Here is a 21614-nt window from a genome sequence, read left to right on the forward strand (position 1 = left end):
AATGCTTGCCCTTGATTCTGGAGTCGGGCTAACGCCGGCTAACGTCTGTGCAACGAGGAATATCCATGCAAGTTTCTGTTGAAAACACTTCCGCTCTCGAGCGCCGCATGACCATCGCCGTTCCGGCCGAGCGCGTCGAGAACGAAGTCAACAAGCGTCTGCAACAGACTGCCAAGCGCGCCAAGGTTGCCGGCTTCCGCCCAGGCAAAGTGCCGATGAGCGTGATCCGTCAGCGTTTCGAAGCCGATGCCCGTCAAGAGGCTTTCGGTGACCTGGTCCAGGCTTCCTTCTACGAAGCCATCGTCGAGCAGAAGCTGAACCCGGCTGGCGCCCCTGCGGTAGAGCCGAAGTCCTTCGAAAAGGGCAAGGACCTGGAATTCGTCGCCATCTTCGAAGTGTTCCCAGAGTTCACTGTTGGCGGCCTCGAGTCGATCAACGTCGAGCGCCTGAGCGCCGAAGTGGCTGACGCCGACCTGGACAACATGCTGGAAGTGCTGCGCAAGCAGAACACCCGCTTCGAGGCCGTCGAGCGCGCCGCGCAGAACGACGACCAGGTCAACATCGACTTCGTCGGCAAGGTCGACGGTGAAGTGTTCGCCGGTGGTTCGGCCAAGGGCACCCAGCTGGTACTGGGCTCCGGCCGCATGATCCCAGGCTTCGAAGACGGCCTGGTTGGCGCCAAGGCTGGCGAAGAGCGCGTTGTCAACGTGACCTTCCCTGAGGACTACCAGAACCTGGACCTGGCTGGCAAAGCCGCCGAGTTCACCATCACCGTCAACAGCGTTGCTGCTCCTGTGCTGCCAGAGCTGAACGAAGAGTTCTTCGCCCAGTTCGGCATCAAGGAATCGACCCTGGAAGGCTTCCGCACCGAAGTTCGCAAGAACATGGAGCGTGAACTGCGCCAGGCCATCAAGGCCAAGGTGAAGAACCAGGTCATGGACGGTCTGCTGGCTGCCAACCCGATCGAAGTGCCTAAGGCCCTGCTGGAAAACGAAGTCAACCGTCTGCGCGTGCAGGCTGTTCAGCAGTTCGGTGGCAACATCAAGCCTGAGCAACTGCCGGCCGAGCTGTTCGAAGAACAAGCCAAGCGCCGTGTGGTCCTGGGCCTGATCGTGGCCGAAGTGGTCAAGCAGTTCGAGCTGAAGCCGGACGAAGGCAAGGTTCGCGAAATGATCGAAGAAATGGCTTCGGCTTACCAAGAGCCTGAGCAGGTCATCGCCTGGTACTACAAGAACGACCAGCAACTGAACGAAGTCCGTTCGGTTGTGCTGGAAGAACAAGTTGTAGATACTGTTCTGCAGAAAGCGACTGTGACCGACAAGTCGGTCTCGTACGAAGATGCCGTTAAACCAGCACAGGCTCCAGCCGCCGCTGAGTAACAGGCTTCTCTCGTAGGAAACCCCCACAAGCCAGCCTTCGAGCTGGCTTGTGCGTATTCAAGCCATGACTATTTGGGAGTGAGCGCAGGACATGTCCCGCAATTCTTATATTCAGCAGAGCTCTGACATCCAGGCCGCAGGCGGCCTGGTCCCGATGGTTATCGAGCAGTCCGCCCGTGGCGAACGCGCTTACGACATCTACTCGCGCCTGTTGAAGGAGCGTGTGATCTTCCTGGTTGGCCCGGTAGAGGACTACATGGCCAACCTCGTCGTCGCGCAACTGCTGTTCCTTGAAGCGGAAAACCCGGACAAGGATATCCATCTGTACATCAACTCGCCGGGCGGTTCCGTCACCGCCGGCATGTCGATCTACGACACCATGCAGTTCATCAAGCCGGACGTCTCGACCATCTGCATCGGCCAGGCCTGCAGCATGGGCGCCTTCCTGCTGGCTGCAGGTGCCAAGGGCAAGCGTCACTGCCTGCCGAACTCGCGCGTGATGATCCACCAGCCGCTGGGCGGCTTCCAGGGTCAGGCCACCGATATCGAAATCCACGCCCAGGAAATCCTCAATATCAAGGCACGCCTGAACGAGCTGCTGGCCTACCACACCGGCCAGGATCTCGAGACCATCAAGCGCGACACCGAACGTGACAACTTCATGAGCGCCTCGCGCGCGGCCGAGTACGGCCTGATCGACTCGGTCTACGACAAGCGGCAACTGGCCTCCTGAACCGGGGTGCCAGAGCAGGTAGGCGCGGAAAGCGCCTACCTGCGGACTTGAAAAAGCCCGCAATTGCCTTCATCTTGTGTTGCAAGCCTACCGGATTGGATCGATCGAATGACTGACACCCGTAACGGCGAGGACAGCGGCAAATTGCTTTATTGCTCCTTCTGCGGCAAAAGCCAGCACGAAGTGCGCAAACTGATTGCCGGGCCCTCGGTATTTATCTGCGACGAGTGCGTCGACCTGTGCAACGACATCATCCGTGAGGAGGTGCAGGAAGCCCAGGCCGAGAGCAGCGCGCACAAATTGCCTTCGCCGAAAGAAATCAGCGGTATCCTGGACCAGTACGTCATTGGTCAGGAACGCGCGAAGAAGGTGCTTGCCGTAGCGGTGTACAACCACTACAAGCGCCTGAACCAGCGTGACAAGAAGGGTGACGAAGTCGAACTCGGCAAGAGCAACATCCTGCTCATCGGGCCAACCGGCTCGGGCAAGACCCTGCTCGCCGAAACCCTTGCACGCCTGTTGAACGTACCGTTCACCATTGCTGACGCCACCACCCTGACCGAAGCCGGTTACGTGGGTGAGGACGTCGAGAACATCATCCAGAAGCTGTTGCAGAAGTGCGACTACGACGTGGAAAAGGCCCAGATGGGCATTGTCTACATCGACGAGATCGACAAGATTTCGCGCAAGTCGGACAACCCGTCCATCACCCGTGACGTCTCGGGCGAGGGCGTGCAGCAGGCACTGCTGAAGCTGATCGAAGGCACCGTGGCCTCGGTTCCGCCGCAAGGCGGCCGCAAGCACCCGCAACAGGAATTCCTGCAGGTCGATACCCGCAACATCCTGTTCATCTGCGGTGGCGCCTTCTCGGGCCTGGAAAAGGTCATCCAGAACCGCTCCACCAAGGGTGGCATCGGTTTTGGCGCCGAAGTACGCAGCAAGGAAGAGGGCAAGAAGGTTGGCGAGTCCCTGCGTGAGGTCGAGCCGGACGATCTGGTCAAGTTTGGCCTGATCCCGGAATTCGTTGGCCGCCTGCCGGTACTGGCAACCCTCGACGAGCTGGACGAGGCTGCGCTGATGCAGATCCTCACCGAGCCGAAGAACGCCCTGACCAAGCAGTATGCCAAGCTGTTCGAGATGGAAAGCGTCGACCTCGAGTTCCGCAGCGATGCGCTCAAGGCCGTGGCGCGCAAGGCCCTGGAGCGCAAGACCGGCGCCCGTGGCCTGCGTTCGATCCTCGAAGGCGTGCTGCTCGACACCATGTACGAGATTCCTTCGAAGAAGGATGTCAGCAAGGTGGTGATCGACGAGAGCGTCATCGATGGTACCTCGCAGCCGCTGATGATCTACGAGAACAGCGAGCCGCAAGCCAAGGCCGCACCGGACGCCTGATCCAGGCAATGGCCGGTTGACGGTTGCAAGCAAGAAGGGGCCTACGGGCCCCTTTCTGCTTTTCCTGCGCTAGCGCTTGTAATTTCCCAAGCGTGCCCCCACATTAGGTCCAAGCATCATTTCCACCGGTTTCCGGCCATAAGGCCGCTGTAGAGGCGAAATCATGAAGACCACCCTCGACTTGCCTCTTTTGCCATTGCGCGATGTCGTTGTTTACCCGCACATGGTCATCCCGCTGTTCGTGGGGCGCGAAAAGTCCATCGAAGCCCTTGAGGCGGCGATGACGGGCGAAAAGCAGATCCTCCTGCTGGCCCAGAAAAATCCGGCCGACGATGATCCGGGCGAAGACGCCCTGTACCGCGTCGGTACCGTTGCCACCGTGCTGCAATTGTTGAAACTGCCCGATGGCACCGTCAAGGTGCTGGTCGAGGGCGAGCAGCGCGGCGCCGTGGAGCGTTTCAGCGAAGTAGAAGGGCACATCCGTGCCGAAGTTTCCCTGATCGACGAAGTCGACGCCGCCGAGCGCGAGTCGGAAGTGTTCGTGCGCACGCTGCTGTCGCAGTTCGAGCAGTACGTGCAGCTGGGCAAGAAAGTCCCTGCCGAAGTGCTGTCGTCGCTGAACAGCATCGAAGAGCCAGGGCGCCTGGTCGATACCATGGCCGCACACATGGCCTTGAAGATCGAGCAGAAACAGGAAATTCTCGAAATCGTCGATCTGCCGACCCGTGTCGAGCACGTCCTGGCGCTGCTGGATGCCGAAATCGACCTGCTGCAGGTCGAAAAGCGCATTCGCGGTCGGGTCAAGAAGCAGATGGAGCGCAGCCAGCGCGAGTACTACCTGAATGAGCAGATGAAGGCCATTCAGAAAGAACTCGGCGATGGCGACGAAGGCCACAACGAAGTCGAAGAGCTGAAAAAGCGCATCGAAGCCGCTGGCCTGCCCAAGGACGCACTGGCCAAGGCCCAGGCCGAGCTGAACAAGCTCAAGCAGATGTCGCCGATGTCGGCCGAGGCCACCGTGGTCCGGTCCTATCTCGATTGGCTGGTGCAGGTGCCGTGGAAGGCCCAGAGCAAGGTGCGCCTGGACCTGGCCAAGGCCGAGGAAATCCTCGATGCCGACCACTACGGTCTGGAAGAGGTCAAGGAACGCATCCTCGAGTACCTTGCCGTGCAAAAGCGCGTCAAGAAAATCCGCGGCCCGGTACTGTGCCTGGTCGGCCCGCCTGGCGTCGGCAAGACCTCGCTGGCCGAGTCGATCGCCGCTGCCACCAACCGCAAGTTCGTGCGCATGGCCCTGGGTGGTGTGCGTGACGAGGCCGAAATCCGTGGTCACCGCCGTACCTACATCGGTTCCATGCCTGGCCGCCTGATCCAGAAGATGACCAAGGTGGGGGTGCGCAACCCGCTGTTCCTGCTGGACGAAATCGACAAGATGGGCAGCGACATGCGTGGCGACCCGGCCTCGGCACTGCTCGAAGTGCTCGACCCGGAGCAGAACCACAACTTCAACGACCACTACCTGGAGGTCGACTACGACCTCTCGGACGTGATGTTCCTGTGCACCTCGAACTCGATGAACATCCCGCCGGCGCTGCTCGACCGGATGGAAGTCATCCGCCTGCCGGGCTACACCGAGGACGAGAAGATCAACATCGCGGTCAAGTACCTGGTGCCCAAGCAGGTCAAGGCCAACGGCTTGAAGAAGGACGAGCTGGAAGTCGACGTCTCGGCGATCCGCGACATCATCCGCTTCTACACCCGCGAAGCCGGTGTGCGTGGCCTGGAGCGGCAAATCGCCAAGGTCTGCCGCAAGGTGGTCAAGGAACATACCGGGCAGAAACAGGTCAAGGTCAAGGTGGCCAGCGAGCAGCTGGAACACCTGCTGGGTGTGCGCAAGTTCCGCTACGGCCTGGCCGAGCAGCAGGACCAGATCGGCCAGGTTACCGGCCTGGCCTGGACCCAGGTGGGCGGCGAACTGCTGACCATCGAAGCCGTGGTCATCCCCGGCAAGGGCCAGCTGATCAAGACCGGCTCGCTGGGCGACGTCATGGTCGAGTCGATCACCGCCGCGCAGACCGTGGTGCGCAGCCGTGCCCGCAGCCTGGGTATAGCCGCCGACTTCCACGAGAAGCACGATGTGCATATCCACATGCCGGAAGGCGCCACGCCGAAGGACGGCCCAAGTGCCGGTATCGGCATGTGCACCGCGCTGGTGTCGGCGCTGACGCAGATTCCGGTACGTGCCGATGTGGCCATGACCGGCGAAATCACCCTGCGTGGCCAGGTGCTGGCCATTGGCGGGTTGAAGGAAAAACTGCTGGCGGCACACCGTGGCGGGATCAAGACGGTGATCATTCCCGAGGAGAATGTTCGCGATCTGAAGGAGATTCCGGAAAATATCAAACAGGATCTGCAGATCAAACCGGTCAAATGGATTGACGAAGTCCTGCAAATTGCGCTGCAATACGCCCCGGAGCCCTTGCCAGATGTGGCTCCGGAGATTGTCGCGAAAGATGAAAAGCGCGACGGCGATGCTAAGGAAAGAATTAGCACGCACTAGTAGTTTTTGGCTGGGGGGCTTTCCTTGACAGTTTTTTCGGGGCCTTGCTATAAAGCGGCACGCTATTGTCATCAGGCCACCCAGCGCACGTTTCATAAGCTTTTCATTACATACTTAGAAACAAACTCAATAGAGAAATAAGGGGACTTAGAGTGAACAAGTCGGAACTGATTGACGCTATCGCCGCATCTGCTGACATCCCGAAAGCTGTAGCCGGCCGTGCGCTGGACGCAGTCATCGAATCCGTCACCGGCGCCCTGAAGCAAGGTGACGATGTGGTACTGGTTGGTTTCGGTACCTTCTCGGTCAAGGAGCGTGCAGAGCGCACCGGCCGCAACCCGCAAACCGGTAACGCGATCAAGATCGCTGCCGCCAAGGTTCCAGGCTTCAAGGCTGGCAAAGGCCTGAAAGACGCCGTCAACTAAGTCGTCTCTTTCAGCCGGACCCGGCCTGGCCAGGTCCGAGCACGGTGATGGCGGGGCGCAAACGTTCCCGCCTGACACGTTTGCTAAGAAAAGGCGCATCCTCGGATGCGCCTTTCTTTTATCAGGTTTCTACCCACGCTCCGCGGTTGTCGACGCAGTGGTACAGCCGTTTCTGGGGGACGCATGCTGCAAAATATCAGGGACAATTCACAAGGTTGGATTGCCAAGACCATCATCGGCCTTATCGTCGTGTTGATGGCGTTGACCGGCTTCGAAGCCATTTTCCAGGCCGCCACACATAGCCAGGACGCCGCCAAGGTGAACGGCCAGACCATCAGCCAGAACGAGCTGAGCCAGGCGGCCGACATGCAGCGCCGTCAGCTGATGCAACAGTTGGGCAAGGATTTCGACCCGGCGCTGCTGGACGACAAATTGCTGCGTGAAGAGGCACTGAAAGGCCTGATCAGCCGCAAGCTGCTGCTGCAAGGCGCCGAAGATGCCAAATTCGCCTTCTCCGAGGCCGCGCTGGATCAAGTGATCCTGCAGACGCCGGAATTCCAGGTGGACGGCAAGTTCAGTGCCGACCGTTTTGACCAGGTCATTCGCCAGATGGGCTATGGCCGCATGCAGTTCCGCGACATGCTCGCCGAGGAAATGCTTATCGGCCAGCTGCGCACCGGCCTGGCCGGCAGCAGCTTCGTCACCGACCAGCAGGTCGATGCCTTTGCCCGCCTCGAGAAGCAGACCCGTGACTTCGCTTCCCTGACCTTCAAGGCCGACCCGGCCGCGGTCAAGGTCAGCGATGAAGAGATCAAGGCGCACTACGACCAGCACGCCAAGGAGTTCATGTCGCCAGACCAGGTGGTGATCGACTACATCGAGCTGAAGAAGTCGGTGTTCTTCGACCAGGTCAAGGTGACCGACGAAGAGCTCAAGGCCCAGTACGAGAAGGAAATCGCCAACCTCGCCGAGCAGCGCCATGCCGCGCACATCCTCATCGAGGTCAACGACAAGGTCACCGACGCCCAGGCCAAGGCCCGCGCCGACGAGATCGAGCAGCGTTTGGCCAAGGGTGAAGACTTTGCCGCGCTGGCCAAGGAGTTCTCCCAGGACCCGGGTTCGGCCAACAGCGGCGGTGACCTTGGCTTCGCTGGCCCGGGCGTTTACGACCCGGCGTTCGAAGATGCACTGTACAAGTTGCAGGATGGCCAGGTCTCGGCGCCGGTGCGCACCGAGTTCGGCTACCACCTGATCAAGCTGCTGGGCGTACAGGCACCGGAAGTGCCGAGCTTCGCCAGCCTGAAGGACAAGCTGACCCGTGACCTGAAGATCCCGCTGGTCGAGCAGCGTTACGTAGATGCCAGCAAGCAGCTGCAGGATGCCGCCTACGAGGCTTCCGACCTGGCCCAGCCGGCCCAGGACCTGAACCTGAAGGTGCAAACCTCCGCAGCCTTCGGCCGTGAGGGTGGTGAAGGCATCACTGCCAACCGTTCGGTCGTGCAGGCCGCATTCTCCGAAGAAGTGCTGGAGGAGGGTGCCAACAGCACCGCCATCGAGCTCGACCCGGAAACCACCGTGGTACTGCGCGTCAAGGAGCACCGCAAGCCTGAGCAGCTGCCGCTGGAAGCCGTGGCCAAGAACATCAGCGAGCACCTGGCCAAGGAGAAGGCGACTGCCGAGCTCAAGGCCAAGGCGGACAAGCTGATTGCCGGCCTGCGTGACGGTTCCATCGCAGCGGGCAGTGTGCACGAAGGGCAGGGCTGGAAGGCCTATGAAGCAGTTACCCGCGGCGAGGACGGTATCGACCCGGCCGAGCTGCAGGCACTGTTCCGCCTGGGCAAGCCACAAGCCAAGGACAAGCCGGTTTATGGCAGCGTCGTGCTGCGTGACGGTAGCCTGGTGGTACTGCAGCTCAAGGGTGTCAACGAAGGCGCTACTGCCACCGACGAAGAGAAGCAGCAGATCCGCCGCTACCTCGCGTCGCGTGCTGGCCAGCAAGACTTCGCGGCGTACCGCAAGCAGCTGGAAGCCAAGGCGGACATCACCCGTTACTAAGGTGATGGATGCATGAACGAACAGGCCGCCCAGTGCGGCCTGTTTCGTTTCTGCTGCCTGTTCCGGCCTCATCGCCGGAAAGCCAGCTCCCACAGGTATCACACTTGCCTCAAGCATTGCGGGGTATCTGTGGGAGCTGGCTTGCCGGCGATGAGGCCATTACAGGCAGTACAAGGCCTAGCGTTTCACCCCTTCATAGTTATCCAGCGTATCCCGCGCAATCTCCCGCCCCAGGGCAATCAGCTCCGGCGCCTTGTAGAACTCGAAAAACCGGCACACCCGTTTGGGCACGTTGATCAATACATCCGGTGGATAGCCGGCGATCTTGTACTGCGCCAACGACGTCTGCATGACCTCGAAGCTCTGGTTGATCAAGTCCAGCAGCGAAGCGGGCCCCACGTTGTCGATGATGAACGAGCCGGTCGCCGACTTCGGTGCGCCTTCGCGCTCCGGCGCCGCCGCCGGTTGCTGGCCTTCCGGGTTGGCGGCATCGGCCAGCCATGGGTTTGGCGGCGCAAGCCCTTCGGCGACGATTTCCTGCTCGATGCGGATCAGCTCCTCCGCCGGCTTGCGCCGGAACGGCAAGCGCGAGCCCAGCGAACTGAGCAGGGCATCGAACCGCATCTTGAACGCCGCCGGGCGTTCGATCACCGGTAACTGGTACTGCTTCTGATTGGTGGCGTTGAGGTTGACCGCGATGATCAGGTCGCAGTGGCTGGACACCACCGGCACGATCGGCAGCGGGTTGAGGATGCCGCCGTCGACCAGCATGCGGTTGCCTTGCATCACCGGGGTGAACAGGCTGGGGATGGCCGCCGAGGCGCGCATGGCCTGGTGCAGGCAGCCCTCCTGGAACCAGATTTCCTGCTGGTTGGTGAGGTCGGCTGCAACCGCCGTGTAGGGGATGCGCAATTGCTCGATGTTGATCTCGCCGACGATCTTGCGGATTTGCCCGAACACCTTGTCGCCGCGAATTGCGCCGAGGCGAAAGCTGACATCGACCAGGCGCAACACATCCAGGTAGTCGAGGCTCTCGATCCAGTTGCGGTAGTCTTCCAGCTTGCCGGCGGCATAGATGCCGCCGATCACCGCGCCCATGGAGCAGCCGGCGATGCAGGCAATGTCGTAGCCACGCCGCTCGATTTCCTCGATCACCCCGATATGTGCATACCCCCGGGCTCCGCCGGATCCCAGTACCAGTGCCACGCGTTTGCTCATGAACATTCCCCGGCCAGTGCAACCATGGTCCTACAATGCACCCATCGCCACCTGTGCTTCAATGTGCATCGCGCTGAGCTACTGTAATAAAACTGGCTGGGCCAAGCGGGCTGGGCAGGGCACTTTTCAGCTGCCGAGGCGTCAAAAAGCCAACGTTTTTTCTTTTGAGGTATTACCGATGAAAGCCTGGATCTGCCTTCCCTTGATCGCCTTGGCCCTTGCTGGCTGCGCGGGCAAGACGGCCTACCGCGAGAGTTGCGCGACCCAACTGGATGCCGCCTGGAAGGAACTAGACCTGGCCAAGGCCGAAGGCTTTGCCGGTGCCGTGAGCTACTCCAAGGCCTTGTCGTTGCTGACCGGGGCCAAGACCCAGCAGCAGTTCGAAGGTTATGAAAGCTGTACCAGAAAAGCCGAAAAGGCCCGTTTCTACATTCGTGAGTCTCGCGCCGGGCGCTGACCAAGGAGCGTCTTTCGATGTCTGCCATGCTCGATCATGTGGTTGCCCAGATAGTGGCCTTGCAGGTGCGCCTGCTGGCCTGCCGCGAGCGCCTGGCTGCCGATACCGACAGTGAGGCCTTGCATGACCTGCGCACCACCCTGCGGCGCCTGCGCAGCCTGCTGCGACCGCTGCGTGGGCTGCCGGGGGTGGAGCAACTGGAGGACGCCGCCAAGTCGTTGGGTACACTGACCACGCCGTTGCGTGACCGTGAGGTGCTGGCGGCCGAACTGATCGGGCGTGGTTTTGCCGAGGCCGGGCAGCGGCGCCTGGAAGGGCGAGGCAGTACCTTTGCCAGTGTTGCCGCCAGCCCGCAGCTGACCCGGGTGCTGGCGATTGTCGACGCGTTTCCGCTGTTCCTGCGTGCAGCTGGCCGCGAGGGCCTGGTCAAGGCGTTGGAAAAGCGTATCGACAAACGCCTGGTCAAACAGTGGCGCAAGTTGCACAAAGCGCTGCAGGACCCGGCCCACGATCGCCATCGCCTGCGTTTGCTGATCAAGCGTGCGCGCTACGGTGACGAGGCATACCCGCAGCTCGACCATGCGGGCAAGCAGTTGCGGCGCTTGCTGAAGCAGGCCCAGGGCGACCTGGGTGACTGGCATGATCGCCTGCAATGGCTGTTGCAGGCGCGCGACCATGCCGACCTGGCATCGTGCAAGGCCGCCTGGGAGCAGGAGTTGCACGAGGCCGAGCGCCATTCGGATGTGACGCTGGATGCACTGCAGCAGGCGCTGGCGCGGCGAAAGCCCGAAAAATGACCGATATGCGGGCTGATCGACAGGGGTTTGCTGGCTAGGATGGACAGACCTTTTTCGCTGCAGGCAGGAGCCGGCCAATGAATTTCAACCAACTGCTTGACGCCGTGCGGGCCAACCCCGAAGCGGTGAGCGTCCCGCCAAGCTGGGCCCAGGGTCGCGCCGCCTTTGGCGGGCTGATGGCGGCCATGGTGTATGAAGCCATGCGCCAGAAAATCTCCGATGACCGCCCCGTGCGTTCTCTGGCCATCAGCTTTGTGGCGCCGGCCGCGGCGGATGTGCCAATCCGCTTCGACGTGGAGGTGCTGCGTGAAGGCAAGGCAGTCAGCACCTTGCTGGGCCGTGCCGTTCAAGACGGCCAGGTGGTGACCCTGGTGCAGGGCAATTTCGGTGCAGGGCGGCCATCAGTGGTCGATGTGCCGGCGTTGCCGGCCACGGAAATGAAAGCGCTCGAAGACGCAGCCCCCGAGTTGCCCCATATCAAAGGCGTTACTCCGGAGTTCATGCAGCATGTGGCCTTGCGCTGGGCGGTGGGTGGGTTGCCGTTCAGTGGCAATCAGTCGCGCCAGATGGGTGGCTGGGTACGTTTGCGCTCGGTGGCCGAAGAACCGGTCAACGAGGCGCACCTGCTGGCGTTGGTCGATGCCTGGCCACCGAGCCTGATGCCGTTTCTCAAGCAGCCCGCTGCCGGCAGCACGTTGACCTGGACCATCGAATTCATGCAGCCCACGGCGCAGCTGTCGACCGTGGACTGGTGCCGTTATTGCGTGGAAACCGAGCATGCGCGGGATGGTTATGGGCATGCCGCTGCCGCGTTGAGGACGGCGCAGGGCGAGTTGCTGGCCTTGAGCCGGCAGACGGTTACCGTGTTTGCCTGACCGAACCCGGGAGCGCGTTGCGCTCCAATGGCGACACAAGGCCGCTCTCATGGAACAACACATAAATCATTGATTTAGCGGGGCCCCTGTGGGAGCGGGCGTGCCCGCGAAACGGCCAACGCGGTGTATGGCACCGGCTCCGCCGGTGTTCGCGGGCATGCCCGCTCCCACAAGGGATTGTGGCTCGCTCTCGAACATTGTTCCCTGTGCGACAGCGCAGCCCAAAGCGCTGGGCAATCTCCCACAGGGATCGCGTAAATTTCAGGACATGCGCGGTTCTTGTGGGAGCGGCCTTGCGTCGCGATTGGGCTGCAGAGCAGCCCCAATGGCATCAGCGCCGATGCTTGTGTCGTTCCCGCCAGGCCTTCCACCAGGCCCCGCTCAGCAAGAAGCGCGGAAAGGTGATGAACTGCTCGGTCAGCAGGCGTTGCACGGCATCCTTGCGGTTGGCGAAGGGCTCGGGTTGCTCGGCTTCCAGACGATGGCCCTGGCGCTGCAGGCCCAGGCCGGCAATCAAGGCAATGATGCCAACGGCAATCTGGCCCAGATCCAGGCCGAACAGGCCGGACAGAATCAGCAACGCGCCAAGGATGAACAACGGCACGGCGATCAGGTGCAGCACCAGGTTGGTCGGGTGGCGGTGGTTGTGGTGGTAGCCGCGCCATTGCCAGGCGGGCAGGTTGGGCAGGCGTTTGCTCATGGGCATTTCCTCTCGGTCATGCCCAAAGCTTAGTGCGCCCCCCAGGCGGGGGCCAATCGAGGCTGGCTATGGTGACTATAGCTTGAGCTGGCCAATGGCCTTGTTCAGCTCACCGGCCAGGGTCGCCAGCTCGCTGCTGGTGGTCGCCGAGCCCACGGTCTGTTGCACGGTCTGTTCGGTGACATCGCGAATACTCACTACGGCGCGGTTCATTTCCTCGGCCACCTGGCTTTGCTGCTCGGCTGCCACGGCAATCTGGGTGTTGCTTTCGCGCATCTGCGCCACGGCACCGGTAATCTCGGCCAGTGCTTCGCCGGCCTCCTGGGCCTGCCTGACGCAGTCGTCAGCCTTGTACGAGCTTTCCTGCATGAAATCCACTGCATCGCGGGTGCCCGACTGCAGGGCCGAGACCATGGTGGTGATCTCGTCGGTGGAGTTTTGCACGCGCTTGGCCAAGTTGCGCACTTCATCGGCCACCACGGCAAAGCCGCGGCCCAGGTCGCCGGCGCGCGCGGCTTCGATGGCGGCATTGAGCGCCAGCAGGTTGGTCTGCTCGGCGATGCTGTGGATCACACTGACCACGCCATTGATCTTCTGGCTGTCTTCGGCCAGCTGGCGAATCATCTCGGCAGTTTGCTGAACGCCGCTGGACAGCCCGGAAATCGAGTCCTGCACCCGGCTGACCACCACCTGGCCGCTACCGGCCAGGGTGTCGGCGGTTTGTGACAGGTCACGGGTGGCGCCGGCGTGCTGGGCGATGTGGTGCACCGTCGCCGACATTTCGTTGATGGCGGTAGCGGCCTGGTCGGTCTCGCTCTGCTGGCCGAGCATGCCGTGGCGCACGTCGCTCATGCTCGCAGCCAGGCGCGCGGCACCGGAGTCCAGTTGCGCTGCGGTGTGGGCGACGGTACTGACCACGCGGTGGTAGGTCGCCTGCATGGCATTGAAGGCCCCGGCCATCTGGCCGACCTCGTCGCCACAGGCCAGCGGTACGCGGGCCGACAGGTCGCCGGTTTTTTCCACGTGCAGCATCACGTCCTTGAGCGTGTTGAGCTGGCTGAGCAGGAAGCGGATCAGCAGCTGCGAGGCGCCGAGCATGGCCAGCATCAGGACCAGCACGCATACCGCGTAGTTGCTGAAGCGGTCGAGGAACACCTGGCGCAGGCTGGGCGACTGGGCCAGCACGGCCATTTGCTGATCGCCGTTGCGCAGCACCTGCGCGCCCTGTAGCGGGTTGTTGCCCAAGAGCCGGGCGGCGGGCAGTTCGACCCAGCCTTGGGCATTGCGCAGGGCCTCGAGGGGCTCACCCGCGAAGGTGGGCGTTTGCCCGGCTGACCAGCTGATGACGTTGGCCGGGCGGGGCAGCGGCTGGCCGGCCGGCCAGGCAGCCAGCAGTTGGGCCTGCGCGGCCGCCTGGGCCTGCGCGGCCTCGGCGCGGGCGCGTTGCTCCAGGTGCACGGCATAGAGCACCAGCAGCAAGGTCGTGACAAAGGCCACCGCGTTGACGGCCCAGAACTTGTACTTCAGGGAAACATTGCTAAGCCAGGCACCCATGGGCAGGTCTTCTCTGAGTTGAGCGGGAACAATATTGGCAAGGTGCCATCATTGTGCCTGCGCAAGCCAGGGCCTTTCTTGATGTGCATCAAGAAAGTTCCGCCGCCTGTAATGGCCCTATCGCCGGCAAGCCAGCTCCCACAGGGGGTAGCGTATGGCTCGAGGCCGATGTAGTCGAGGTGGGAGCTGGCTTGCCGGCGATAGGGCCATTACAGCTTCAGGATATCTGGAAAAACGCCCGCGCCGTTGCCGTGGTATGCGCCGCCGTATGTTCGGTCGACTCGCCCCGGTGCAAGGCCACTTCACGCAACACCTCCGGCAGGAACGCTGGTTCGTTGCGCCCGTTCTTCGGCTTGGGCCGCAGGCTGCGCGGCAGCAGGTAAGGCGCATCGCTCTCCAGCATCAGCCGCCCCTCGGCAATGTTGCCCACCAGCGGGTGCAGGTGGGTGCCACGGCGTTCGTCGCAGATCCAGCCGGTAATGCCGATGTGCAGGTCCATGTCCAGGTAGGCGAACAGCGCGTCGCGCTCGCCGGTAAAGCAATGCACCACTGCACCGGTCAGGTGGTCGCGGTAATCCTTGAGGATCGCCAGCAGGCGTTCGCTGGCGTCGCGTTCGTGCAGGAACACCGGCAGACGCAGCTCGGCAGCCAGTGCCAACTGTGCCTCCAGAGCTTTTTCCTGCAGCGGGCGAGGGGAGAAGTCGCGGTTGAAGTCCAGGCCGCATTCGCCCACGGCGCGCACGCGTGTTTCACTCAGCAACTGGCGCAACTGGCGCTCGCTGCCGGCATCCCAGGTTTTGGCATCATGAGGGTGTACGCCTGCCGTGGCGAACAGGTGCGCGCCGCTCGCATCCAGTTGCTGGCACAGTTCCAGCGCCTGTTCGCTGACCGCCAGGCTGGTGCCCGTCAGCACCATCTGCGTGACCCCGACCTCAAGGGCGCGCTCGACGATTGCCGCCTGCTGGTCGTGGAAACTGCTGTTGGTCAGGTTGACGCCGATATCGATCAGTTGCATGGTGCTATCTCGTGCCGCGGGGCGGCCAGCATAGCAAAAACCGTGTTTTTCTGAAAAAACCAAGAACTTCATGCTGTTGCCGTGGTCTTTTACCGTCATTTCTCTCTTGGCGGTGCAACCCCATGGATGCCGCCCACCGACCACGGACACGTTTTCGCATGCAGCGATGCTGGCTCATTTTCCTGCTGACGCTTGGGCTGACCTTGACCGGGCCTGCCCACGCGCGCGTGCCGGGACCGCAGCAGAACATCGCGCCGGCCAAGGTCCGTGACCTGCAGCAGATTCGCACCAGCCAGGTGCTGCGGGTGCTGGTCAACCAGAGCCGCAACAGCTCCGGTGAGGTCAAGGGCGAGCCGGTCGGCATCGAATACTATCGCCTGCGTGCCCTGGAACATTACCTCAATGCCCGCGCCGCCGACGGCCAGGAGATCCAGCTCAAGCTGATCCCGCGGGCCAAGGAGCAGTTGCTCGGCGCCCTGGCCCGTGGCGAGGGTGACCTGGCCGCGCCGGGTGAACTGCTCGACCCCGCCGTGGTGCGTGGGGTCAGCAGCAGCGCGCCGGTGCTCGACCAGGTGCCGCTGCTGCTGGTGGGGCGCAAAGGCGAACGCAGCTTCAGCCATGTCGAGCAGTTGTCCGGGCGTACCGTGGCCCTGACCAGCGCCAGTGCCGCCGGCCCGTTGATCCAGCAGGTCAACCAGCAGCTGGCGCTGCGCAAGCGTGCGCCGATCAAGGTGGAGTGGGTCGACTCGACCTTGGCGGTGGAGGATGTGCTGGAAATGGTCCAGGCCGGCATCTATCACCTGACCGTGGTCGAGCAGCCGATCGCCCGGCGCTGGGCCCGGGTGATGCCGCGCCTGCGCCTGGACAGCCGCGTGAAACTGGGGGCGCCGCAAGCCATGCGTTGGTATGTGAGGCCCGATGCGCCGCAGTTGCAGGCCACGGTCGATCGCTTTCTGCAGGGCTACCGCGCGCCGGACAACCAGGACGCCGCGTTCGAGCGCATCTACCGCCGCCAGTACCGGGTGCACGACCCATTGGCCAGCAAGAATCGCCAGCGTCTGACCGCGCTGCGGCCGGTGCTGCAGAAACACGGTGAGGCGCAGCAGATCGACTGGCTCAACCTGGCCGCGCTGGCCTTCAAGGAGTCGACGCTCAACCCGGCCGCGCGCGGCACCGGAGGGGCCCATGGCCTGATGCAGATCACCCCTTCGGCGGCGCAGCGTGTGGGGGTGAGCAACACCGCCACGGTGGATGGCAATGTCCAGGCCAGCGCCCGTTACCTGGCGCTGATCCGGCGCAAGTTCTTTGCCAGCGCCAAGATCAACGAGCGCGAGCGCATGGCCTTCGTGCTGGCGGCCTACAACCTGGGCCCCGAGCGCGTCCAGGCCATGCGCGCCGAAGCGCGGCGGCGCGGGCTGAATGGCGACCAGTGGTTCTTCCAGACCGAACGTGTCGCCATGGAGCAGCTGGGCATGGGGCCAGTCAACTTCGTCAATAGCGTCAACAAGTACTTTGTAGCGTTCAACCGGGAGCGTGCCGCGCTGGAGCGTGTGGCTAAACGCTGACAAATCGATTTTGTCGATTGTTATGTTGGGTTTTTTGCGATTTTCATATCTATCTAATCGATTATGATGGCGCCCATCCCAACACAACTTCCCCGCTTCAAGGAGTCTTCGACATGAACAACGCTACCCTCAACGCTCTGTTCTCCACCCGCGCCGGTGCTGGCCTGAGCGTCATCCGGATCCTGGTCGGCATCATCTTCATTGCGCATGGTGCGCAAAAACTGTTCGGCATGTTCGGTGGCTATGGCCTGGAAGGCACCGGCCAGTGGATGGAGAGCATCGGCCTGGCCCCGGGTTACCTGATGGCCCTGTTGTCCGGTAGTGCCGAGTTCTTCGGCGGCCTGGCCCTGGTGATCGGCCTGCTGGCCCGCCCGGCGGCCCTGGTGCTGGCGGTGACCCTGGTGGTGGCGATCCTCTCGGTGCATATCGGCAACGGTCTGTTCATGTCCAACAACGGCTATGAGTTCGGCCTGGCCCTGCTGGCTGGCACCGTCGCGGTACTGATCGAAGGCGCTGGCCGCTTCTCGCTGGACCGCCTGATCGCCCGCTGATCCACCGCAAATGCCAAGATACAAGCCTCAGGCCGATCACTTTCGGCTTGAGGCTTGTATCTTGCCGCTTGTAGCTCTAGCATACCGTCTGCGCCGATTTAAACAGCTACTTGCGGGGCGCAGGAAAGCCCCTCTCCGGGTCATCCGAAATACCGCTAAAGCGCTGGTTCGGTGACGCCTCCCACCGCTGCCCAGCGGGATTCGCGAGGCGGAGAGAAGCTCCATGAGTTGCCCACGTACCAGTGTCTGTTTGAGCCCCTTGCCTGCCAGCCAGGCGTCCCGCACACCGCGCATCCTGCTCGGCGGCCAGCATCAACCCACTCTTTTACGTCACCTTGAAGGCCTGTCCCGGCGCAAGGGCCAGGCGCGTGCATTTCTGATCCAGTTCGCCGATACCGGCTGCCACCTCGCACAGTATGGCAATGACCGTTTCGACCTGGCCGTGATCCAGGCCCCGGCACCGGACGAGGCCGCCGAAATCATCGGCCACCTCACCCGTATCGCGCGCCAAGGCCTGATTACCCGCCGCTGAGGAGCGCGCTGTTGAGTACCAACATCATCACCACGGAAGGCCATGAGGCGCTGAAGAAAGAACTGGACCACCTGTGGCGGGTATACCGCCCGGAGATTACCCAGAAGGTTACCTGGGCGGCATCGCTGGGCGACCGCAGCGAGAATGCCGACTACCAGTACAACAAGAAGCTGCTGCGCGAGATCGACCGCCGGGTGCGTTACCTGCGCAAGCGTCTTGAAGATGTGAAGGTGGTGGCCTACTCGCCGCAGCAAGAGGGCAAGGTGTTTTTCGGTGCCTGGGTGGAGATCGAGAACGACGAGGGCGAGACCATGAAGTTTCGCATTGTCGGGTATGACGAGATCTATGGGCGCAATGACTACATCTCGATCGACTCGCCCATGGCTCGTGCCTTGCTGAAGAAGGAGGAGGGTGATGAGGTGGTGGTGCACACACCTACCGGTGAAGCGACCTGGTATGTGAACAGCGTCCGCTACGGGCAGTGATGTGATGTTGCCTGTTGTGGCCCTATCGCCGGCAAGCCAGCTCCCACAGGGATAGCGCATGGCTCGAGGCCGCTGCGGTCGAGGTGGGAGCTGGCTTGCCGGCGATAGGGCCCTGACAGGTAAGTCTCACCCTTCCCGCAAGACCGCCAACGGGCTGGCATTCAACGCCCGCCGCGTCCCCAGCACCCCCGCACCACCTACCAGCAGCGCCCCTGCCAGCGGCAACAGCAGCAACCACACATGCGGGCTCCATTGCAGGTCGAAGGCATAGCGGTACAGCACCAGGGTAATCAGCTCGCACCCGACCGCCGCCAGCAAGCCGCTGGCCGCACCCAGCAAGCCGAACTCGATCCGCCGCGCCTTGACCAGTAATGGCCGCGCCGCGCCCAGCGCGCGCAGCAAGGCGCCCTGGCGGATGCGCTCGTCCAGCGTCGCCTGCAAGCCAGCGAACAGCACCGCCAACCCGGCTGCCAGCACGAACAGCAACACGTACTCCACCGCCAGGGTCACCTGGGCGAGGATGCTGCGCAGCTGATCGAGCAAGGCGTCCACCTGCAGGATGGTCACCGCCGGGAATGCCCGTGACAGCGCCACCACATCCAGGTCATGGCCCGCTGCCAGATAGAAGCTGGTCAGGTAGGTGGTCGGCAGCCCCTGCAACGTGCCGGGCTGGAAGATCATGTAGAAGTTCGGCTGGAAGCTGTCCCAGTGCACGCTGCGCAGGCTGCTGACCCGGGCTTGGCGCTGCTGGCCGCCGATGTCGAAGGTCAGCAGGTCGCCCAGTTGCAGCTTCAGGCTGCTGGCCAGTTCCGCCTCCACCGACACACCGGGGATTTCATCTTCGGCGGGCAACGCCTGCCACCAGTTGCCGCCCGTCAGTGCATTGCCTTCGGGCAGTTCGGCTGCCCAGGTCAGGCTGAGGTCGCGCTGCACGGCGCGCTCGCCTGCCGAATCCTTGCTGACCACCTGCTGCACCGGTTGCTCGTTGATGCGCACCAAGCGGCCGGGTGTCACCGGGTACAGCGGTGCCGAGGTGGCATTGACCTGCTGCAGGTGTTGGGCAAAGGGCTCACGGTCATCCGGCAGGATGTTCAGGGCGAAATGGTTGGGTGCATCCTTGGGCAGCTGCGCTTGCCAGGTGTCGAGCAGTTCCGCGCGCAGCAGGGCGACCAGGGCCATGGCCAGCAGGATCAGGCCGAAGGCCAGGGCCTGGCCGGCAGCGGCCATGGGGTGGCGCAGCAGTTGGCCCAGCCCCAGGCGCCAGGTCAGCGGGGCCCCGGCCAGCAATTGGCGCAGGCTGCGCAAACCGAGCAGCAGCAGGCCACCGAGCAGCAGCGCGGCGACCAGGCCGCCACCTAGCAGGGCGAAGGTGAGCAGCAGGTCGAGGCTCAGGCGCCACATGATCAGGCCCAGGGCGAACAGGGCCGCGCCGTACACCAGCCAGCTGCTGGGCGGTATCGGCAGCAGGTCGCGGCGTAGCACGCGCAGCGGCGGCACCTGGCCCAGCGCGGCAATTGGCGGCAGGGCGAAGCCGGCCAGGGCCACCAGCCCGGTAGCGATGCCGGCCAGGGCCGGGACGATGCCGCCTGCAGGCACCACGCTTGGCAGCAGGCCATGCAGCAGGCGGAACAGGCCCAGCTGGGCCAGCCAGCCGAGCAGGGCGCCGGCCAGCGCGGCGACCAGGCCGAGCATGGCCAATTGCAGGCAGTACAGGCCCAGTGCCTGGCGGCGCGAAAGGCCCAGGCAGCGCAGCAGGGCGCTGGCGTCCAGGCGGCGTGCGGCATAGCGGCTGGCCGACAGGGCAACGGCGACGCCTGCCAGCAGCACCGCCACCAGGCTGGCCATGTTCAGGTAGCGCTCGGCCTTGCCCAGGGCGCCGCCGACCTGCTGGTTGCCATCGCGGGTGTCGCGCAGGCGCTGGTTGGCGGCCAGGTCCTTTTTCAGTGCCCCGCGGTACTGGGCCAACGCTTCGGCATCGCCGCGCCACAGGTCGCGGTAGGTGACCCGGCTGCCCGGTTGGATCACGCCGGTCGCCTGCAGGTCGGCCAGGTTCATCATTACCCGTGGGGTAAGGCTGTAGAAGTTGTTGGCGCGGTCCGGTTCGTAGGTCAGTACGCGGCTCATGCGCAGCGTCTTCATGCCCACGTCGATGCTGTCGCCAACCTTCAGCCCCAGTGCCGCCAACAGGCGTGGCTCGACCCATGCTTCGCCAGGTGCCGGGCCGCCGCCCGGAGTTTCTGCGGCATAGGGCTCCGCGGCACTGCGAACTTGCCCGCGCAACGGGTAGGCACCATCGGCAGCCTTGACGCTGGACAGCTGGATACCGTTGTCGCCGCCTACCACGCTGGTGAACTCGACCACCTGGGCGTGGCGCAAGCCAAGCGCCTTGCCGGCTTCTATCTGCTGGTCGCGGGCCGGGGCACTGCCCTGCAGTACCAGGTCGGCACCGAGGAACTCGCTGGCGCGCAGCTGCATGGCGCCGTTGAGGCGGGCACCGAAATAACCGATGGCAGTGCTGGCCGCGACCGCCACCAGCAGGGCGAAGAACAGCACGCGCACTTCGCTGGCGCGAATGTCGCGCAGCAACTGGCGCAGGGCCAGGCCGCACAGGCGAGACAGCGGCATGTGGTTCATCAGGCCTCCACCGGGGCCACCAGGCGGCCCGCATCCAGGCGGATCTGGCGGCGGCAGCGCCGGGCCAGGCGTTCGTCATGGGTAACCAGCACCAGGGTGGTGCCGCGTTCCTTGTTCAGTTCGAACAGCAGGTCGCTGATGCGCTCGCCGGTGTGGCTGTCGAGGTTGCCGGTGGGTTCGTCGGCGAACAGCACTGCAGGTTGCGCGGCGAAGGCACGGGCAATGGCCACCCGTTGCTGTTCGCCGCCCGAAAGCTGGCGCGGGGTGTGGCTCAGGCGCTTGCCCAGGCCGACCCGTTCGAGCAGGGTGCGCGCGTGTTCGCGGGCGTCGCGGCGGCCGTCCAGCTCCAGCGGCAGCATGACGTTTTCCAGGGCGTTGAGGCTGTCGAGCAGCTGGAACGACTGGAACACGAAGCCCACATGTTCGGCGCGCACCCGCGCGCGCTGGTCTTCATCCAGCGGCCCCAGGTCGTGGCCAGCGAGGATGACCTTGCCGGCACTGGGCTGGTCCAGGCCGGCGAGCAGGCCGAGCAGGGTCGACTTGCCCGAGCCCGAGGCGCCGACGATGGCCAGGCTGTCGCCCTGGGCCAGGTCGAGGGACAGCGCGTGCAGGATGGTCAGGTCACCTTCCGCGCTGGGGACCACTTTGCTAAGGTTCTGCGCAACGAGAATGCTGGGGCCCATGGAG

19 protein-coding genes are annotated in these 21614 nt (G+C 63.4%); 13 read left to right on the forward strand and 6 right to left on the reverse strand.

The features are described 5' to 3' along the window. Positions 1-65: 65 nt before the first annotated feature. The 6 genes from tig to ABX298_RS19515 all read left to right on the forward strand — a co-directional run bounded on the left by tig (position 66) and on the right by ABX298_RS19515 (position 8544). A complete protein-coding gene (gene tig, locus ABX298_RS19490) occupies positions 66-1379 on the forward strand; it encodes a trigger factor (RefSeq protein ID WP_024086620.1) in 1314 nt (437 codons plus the stop codon). A 91-nt stretch (positions 1380-1470) separates the two neighbouring features. Further along, positions 1471-2112, forward strand: a complete 642-nt coding sequence (gene clpP / locus ABX298_RS19495) for an ATP-dependent Clp endopeptidase proteolytic subunit ClpP (RefSeq protein ID WP_003259400.1) — start codon at positions 1471-1473, stop codon at positions 2110-2112. 108 nt (positions 2113-2220) lie between these two features. Further along, a complete protein-coding gene (gene clpX / locus ABX298_RS19500; RefSeq protein WP_025338419.1) occupies positions 2221-3504 on the forward strand; it encodes an ATP-dependent Clp protease ATP-binding subunit ClpX in 1284 nt (427 codons plus the stop codon). A 163-nt stretch (positions 3505-3667) separates the two neighbouring features. Beyond that, positions 3668-6064, forward strand: coding sequence for an endopeptidase La (gene lon / locus ABX298_RS19505; protein ID WP_015269697.1), 2397 nt, complete (start codon positions 3668-3670; stop codon positions 6062-6064). A gap of 152 nt (positions 6065-6216) precedes the next feature. After that, positions 6217-6489: an HU family DNA-binding protein gene (locus ABX298_RS19510; protein ID WP_003259401.1), complete on the forward strand. Its 273-nt coding sequence runs from the start codon at positions 6217-6219 to the stop codon at positions 6487-6489. Positions 6490-6672: 183 nt separating this feature from the next. Continuing rightward, on the forward strand, positions 6673-8544 hold the full coding sequence (locus ABX298_RS19515; protein ID WP_025338420.1) for a SurA N-terminal domain-containing protein: 1872 nt from the start codon (positions 6673-6675) through the stop codon (positions 8542-8544). 177 nt (positions 8545-8721) lie between these two features. Here ABX298_RS19515 and ABX298_RS19520 read toward each other — a convergent pair whose 3' ends face one another. Continuing rightward, positions 8722-9762 (reverse strand): patatin-like phospholipase family protein, encoded by a 1041-nt coding sequence (locus ABX298_RS19520; RefSeq protein WP_025338421.1) that lies wholly within the window; start codon positions 9760-9762, stop codon positions 8722-8724. 178 nt (positions 9763-9940) lie between these two features. Here ABX298_RS19520 and ABX298_RS19525 point away from each other — a divergent pair, with 178 nt between their 5' ends. The 3 genes from ABX298_RS19525 (at position 9941) to ABX298_RS19535 (ending at position 11891) form a co-directional block, all read left to right on the forward strand. After that, a complete protein-coding gene (locus ABX298_RS19525; RefSeq protein ID WP_003259403.1) occupies positions 9941-10219 on the forward strand; it encodes a hypothetical protein in 279 nt (92 codons plus the stop codon). Positions 10220-10236: 17 nt separating this feature from the next. Beyond that, positions 10237-11016, forward strand: a complete 780-nt coding sequence (locus ABX298_RS19530; protein WP_075044536.1) for a CHAD domain-containing protein — start codon at positions 10237-10239, stop codon at positions 11014-11016. Between the two features lie 77 nt (positions 11017-11093). Beyond that, a complete protein-coding gene (locus ABX298_RS19535; protein WP_367393506.1) occupies positions 11094-11891 on the forward strand; it encodes an acyl-CoA thioesterase in 798 nt (265 codons plus the stop codon). A gap of 331 nt (positions 11892-12222) precedes the next feature. Here the strand turns inward: ABX298_RS19535 and ABX298_RS19540 are convergent, their stop codons facing one another. The 3 genes from ABX298_RS19540 to ABX298_RS19550 form a co-directional block, all read right to left on the reverse strand. Beyond that, positions 12223-12591 (reverse strand): Mpo1-like protein, encoded by a 369-nt coding sequence (locus tag ABX298_RS19540; RefSeq protein WP_038409214.1) that lies wholly within the window; start codon positions 12589-12591, stop codon positions 12223-12225. A 75-nt stretch (positions 12592-12666) separates the two neighbouring features. Beyond that, on the reverse strand, positions 12667-14145 hold the full coding sequence (locus tag ABX298_RS19545) for a methyl-accepting chemotaxis protein (protein WP_367393507.1): 1479 nt from the start codon (positions 14143-14145) through the stop codon (positions 12667-12669). A 217-nt stretch (positions 14146-14362) separates the two neighbouring features. After that, positions 14363-15160: a TatD family hydrolase gene (locus ABX298_RS19550; protein WP_075044538.1), complete on the reverse strand. Its 798-nt coding sequence runs from the start codon at positions 15158-15160 to the stop codon at positions 14363-14365. Positions 15161-15318: 158 nt separating this feature from the next. Here ABX298_RS19550 and ABX298_RS19555 point away from each other — a divergent pair, with 158 nt between their 5' ends. The 4 genes from ABX298_RS19555 to greB all read left to right on the forward strand — a co-directional run bounded on the left by ABX298_RS19555 (position 15319) and on the right by greB (position 18293). After that, on the forward strand, positions 15319-16725 hold the full coding sequence (locus tag ABX298_RS19555) for a transglycosylase SLT domain-containing protein (RefSeq protein WP_075044539.1): 1407 nt from the start codon (positions 15319-15321) through the stop codon (positions 16723-16725). A gap of 113 nt (positions 16726-16838) precedes the next feature. Further along, positions 16839-17276, forward strand: a complete 438-nt coding sequence (locus ABX298_RS19560) for a DoxX family protein (protein WP_015269705.1) — start codon at positions 16839-16841, stop codon at positions 17274-17276. Between the two features lie 223 nt (positions 17277-17499). Continuing rightward, positions 17500-17808, forward strand: a complete 309-nt coding sequence (locus ABX298_RS19565; RefSeq protein WP_025338428.1) for a hypothetical protein — start codon at positions 17500-17502, stop codon at positions 17806-17808. An 11-nt stretch (positions 17809-17819) separates the two neighbouring features. Next, positions 17820-18293 (forward strand): transcription elongation factor GreB, encoded by a 474-nt coding sequence (gene greB, locus ABX298_RS19570; protein WP_286101396.1) that lies wholly within the window; start codon positions 17820-17822, stop codon positions 18291-18293. Between the two features lie 126 nt (positions 18294-18419). Here greB and ABX298_RS19575 read toward each other — a convergent pair whose 3' ends face one another. Together ABX298_RS19575 and ABX298_RS19580 are read right to left on the reverse strand one after the other, a co-directional pair. After that, the gene (locus ABX298_RS19575; RefSeq protein ID WP_084785128.1) at positions 18420-20927 is read right to left on the reverse strand and encodes an ABC transporter permease; all 2508 of its coding nucleotides are present in this window, start codon (positions 20925-20927) and stop codon (positions 18420-18422) included. After that, positions 20927-21610 (reverse strand): ABC transporter ATP-binding protein, encoded by a 684-nt coding sequence (locus tag ABX298_RS19580; protein ID WP_016714756.1) that lies wholly within the window; start codon positions 21608-21610, stop codon positions 20927-20929. The genes ABX298_RS19575 and ABX298_RS19580 overlap by 1 nt, the downstream gene beginning before the upstream one ends. Positions 21611-21614 lie beyond the last annotated feature (4 nt).

It is taken from the genome of Pseudomonas sp. X4 (assembly GCF_040784925.1).
Classification (GTDB): Bacteria; Pseudomonadota; Gammaproteobacteria; order Pseudomonadales; family Pseudomonadaceae; genus Aquipseudomonas; species Aquipseudomonas putida_Z.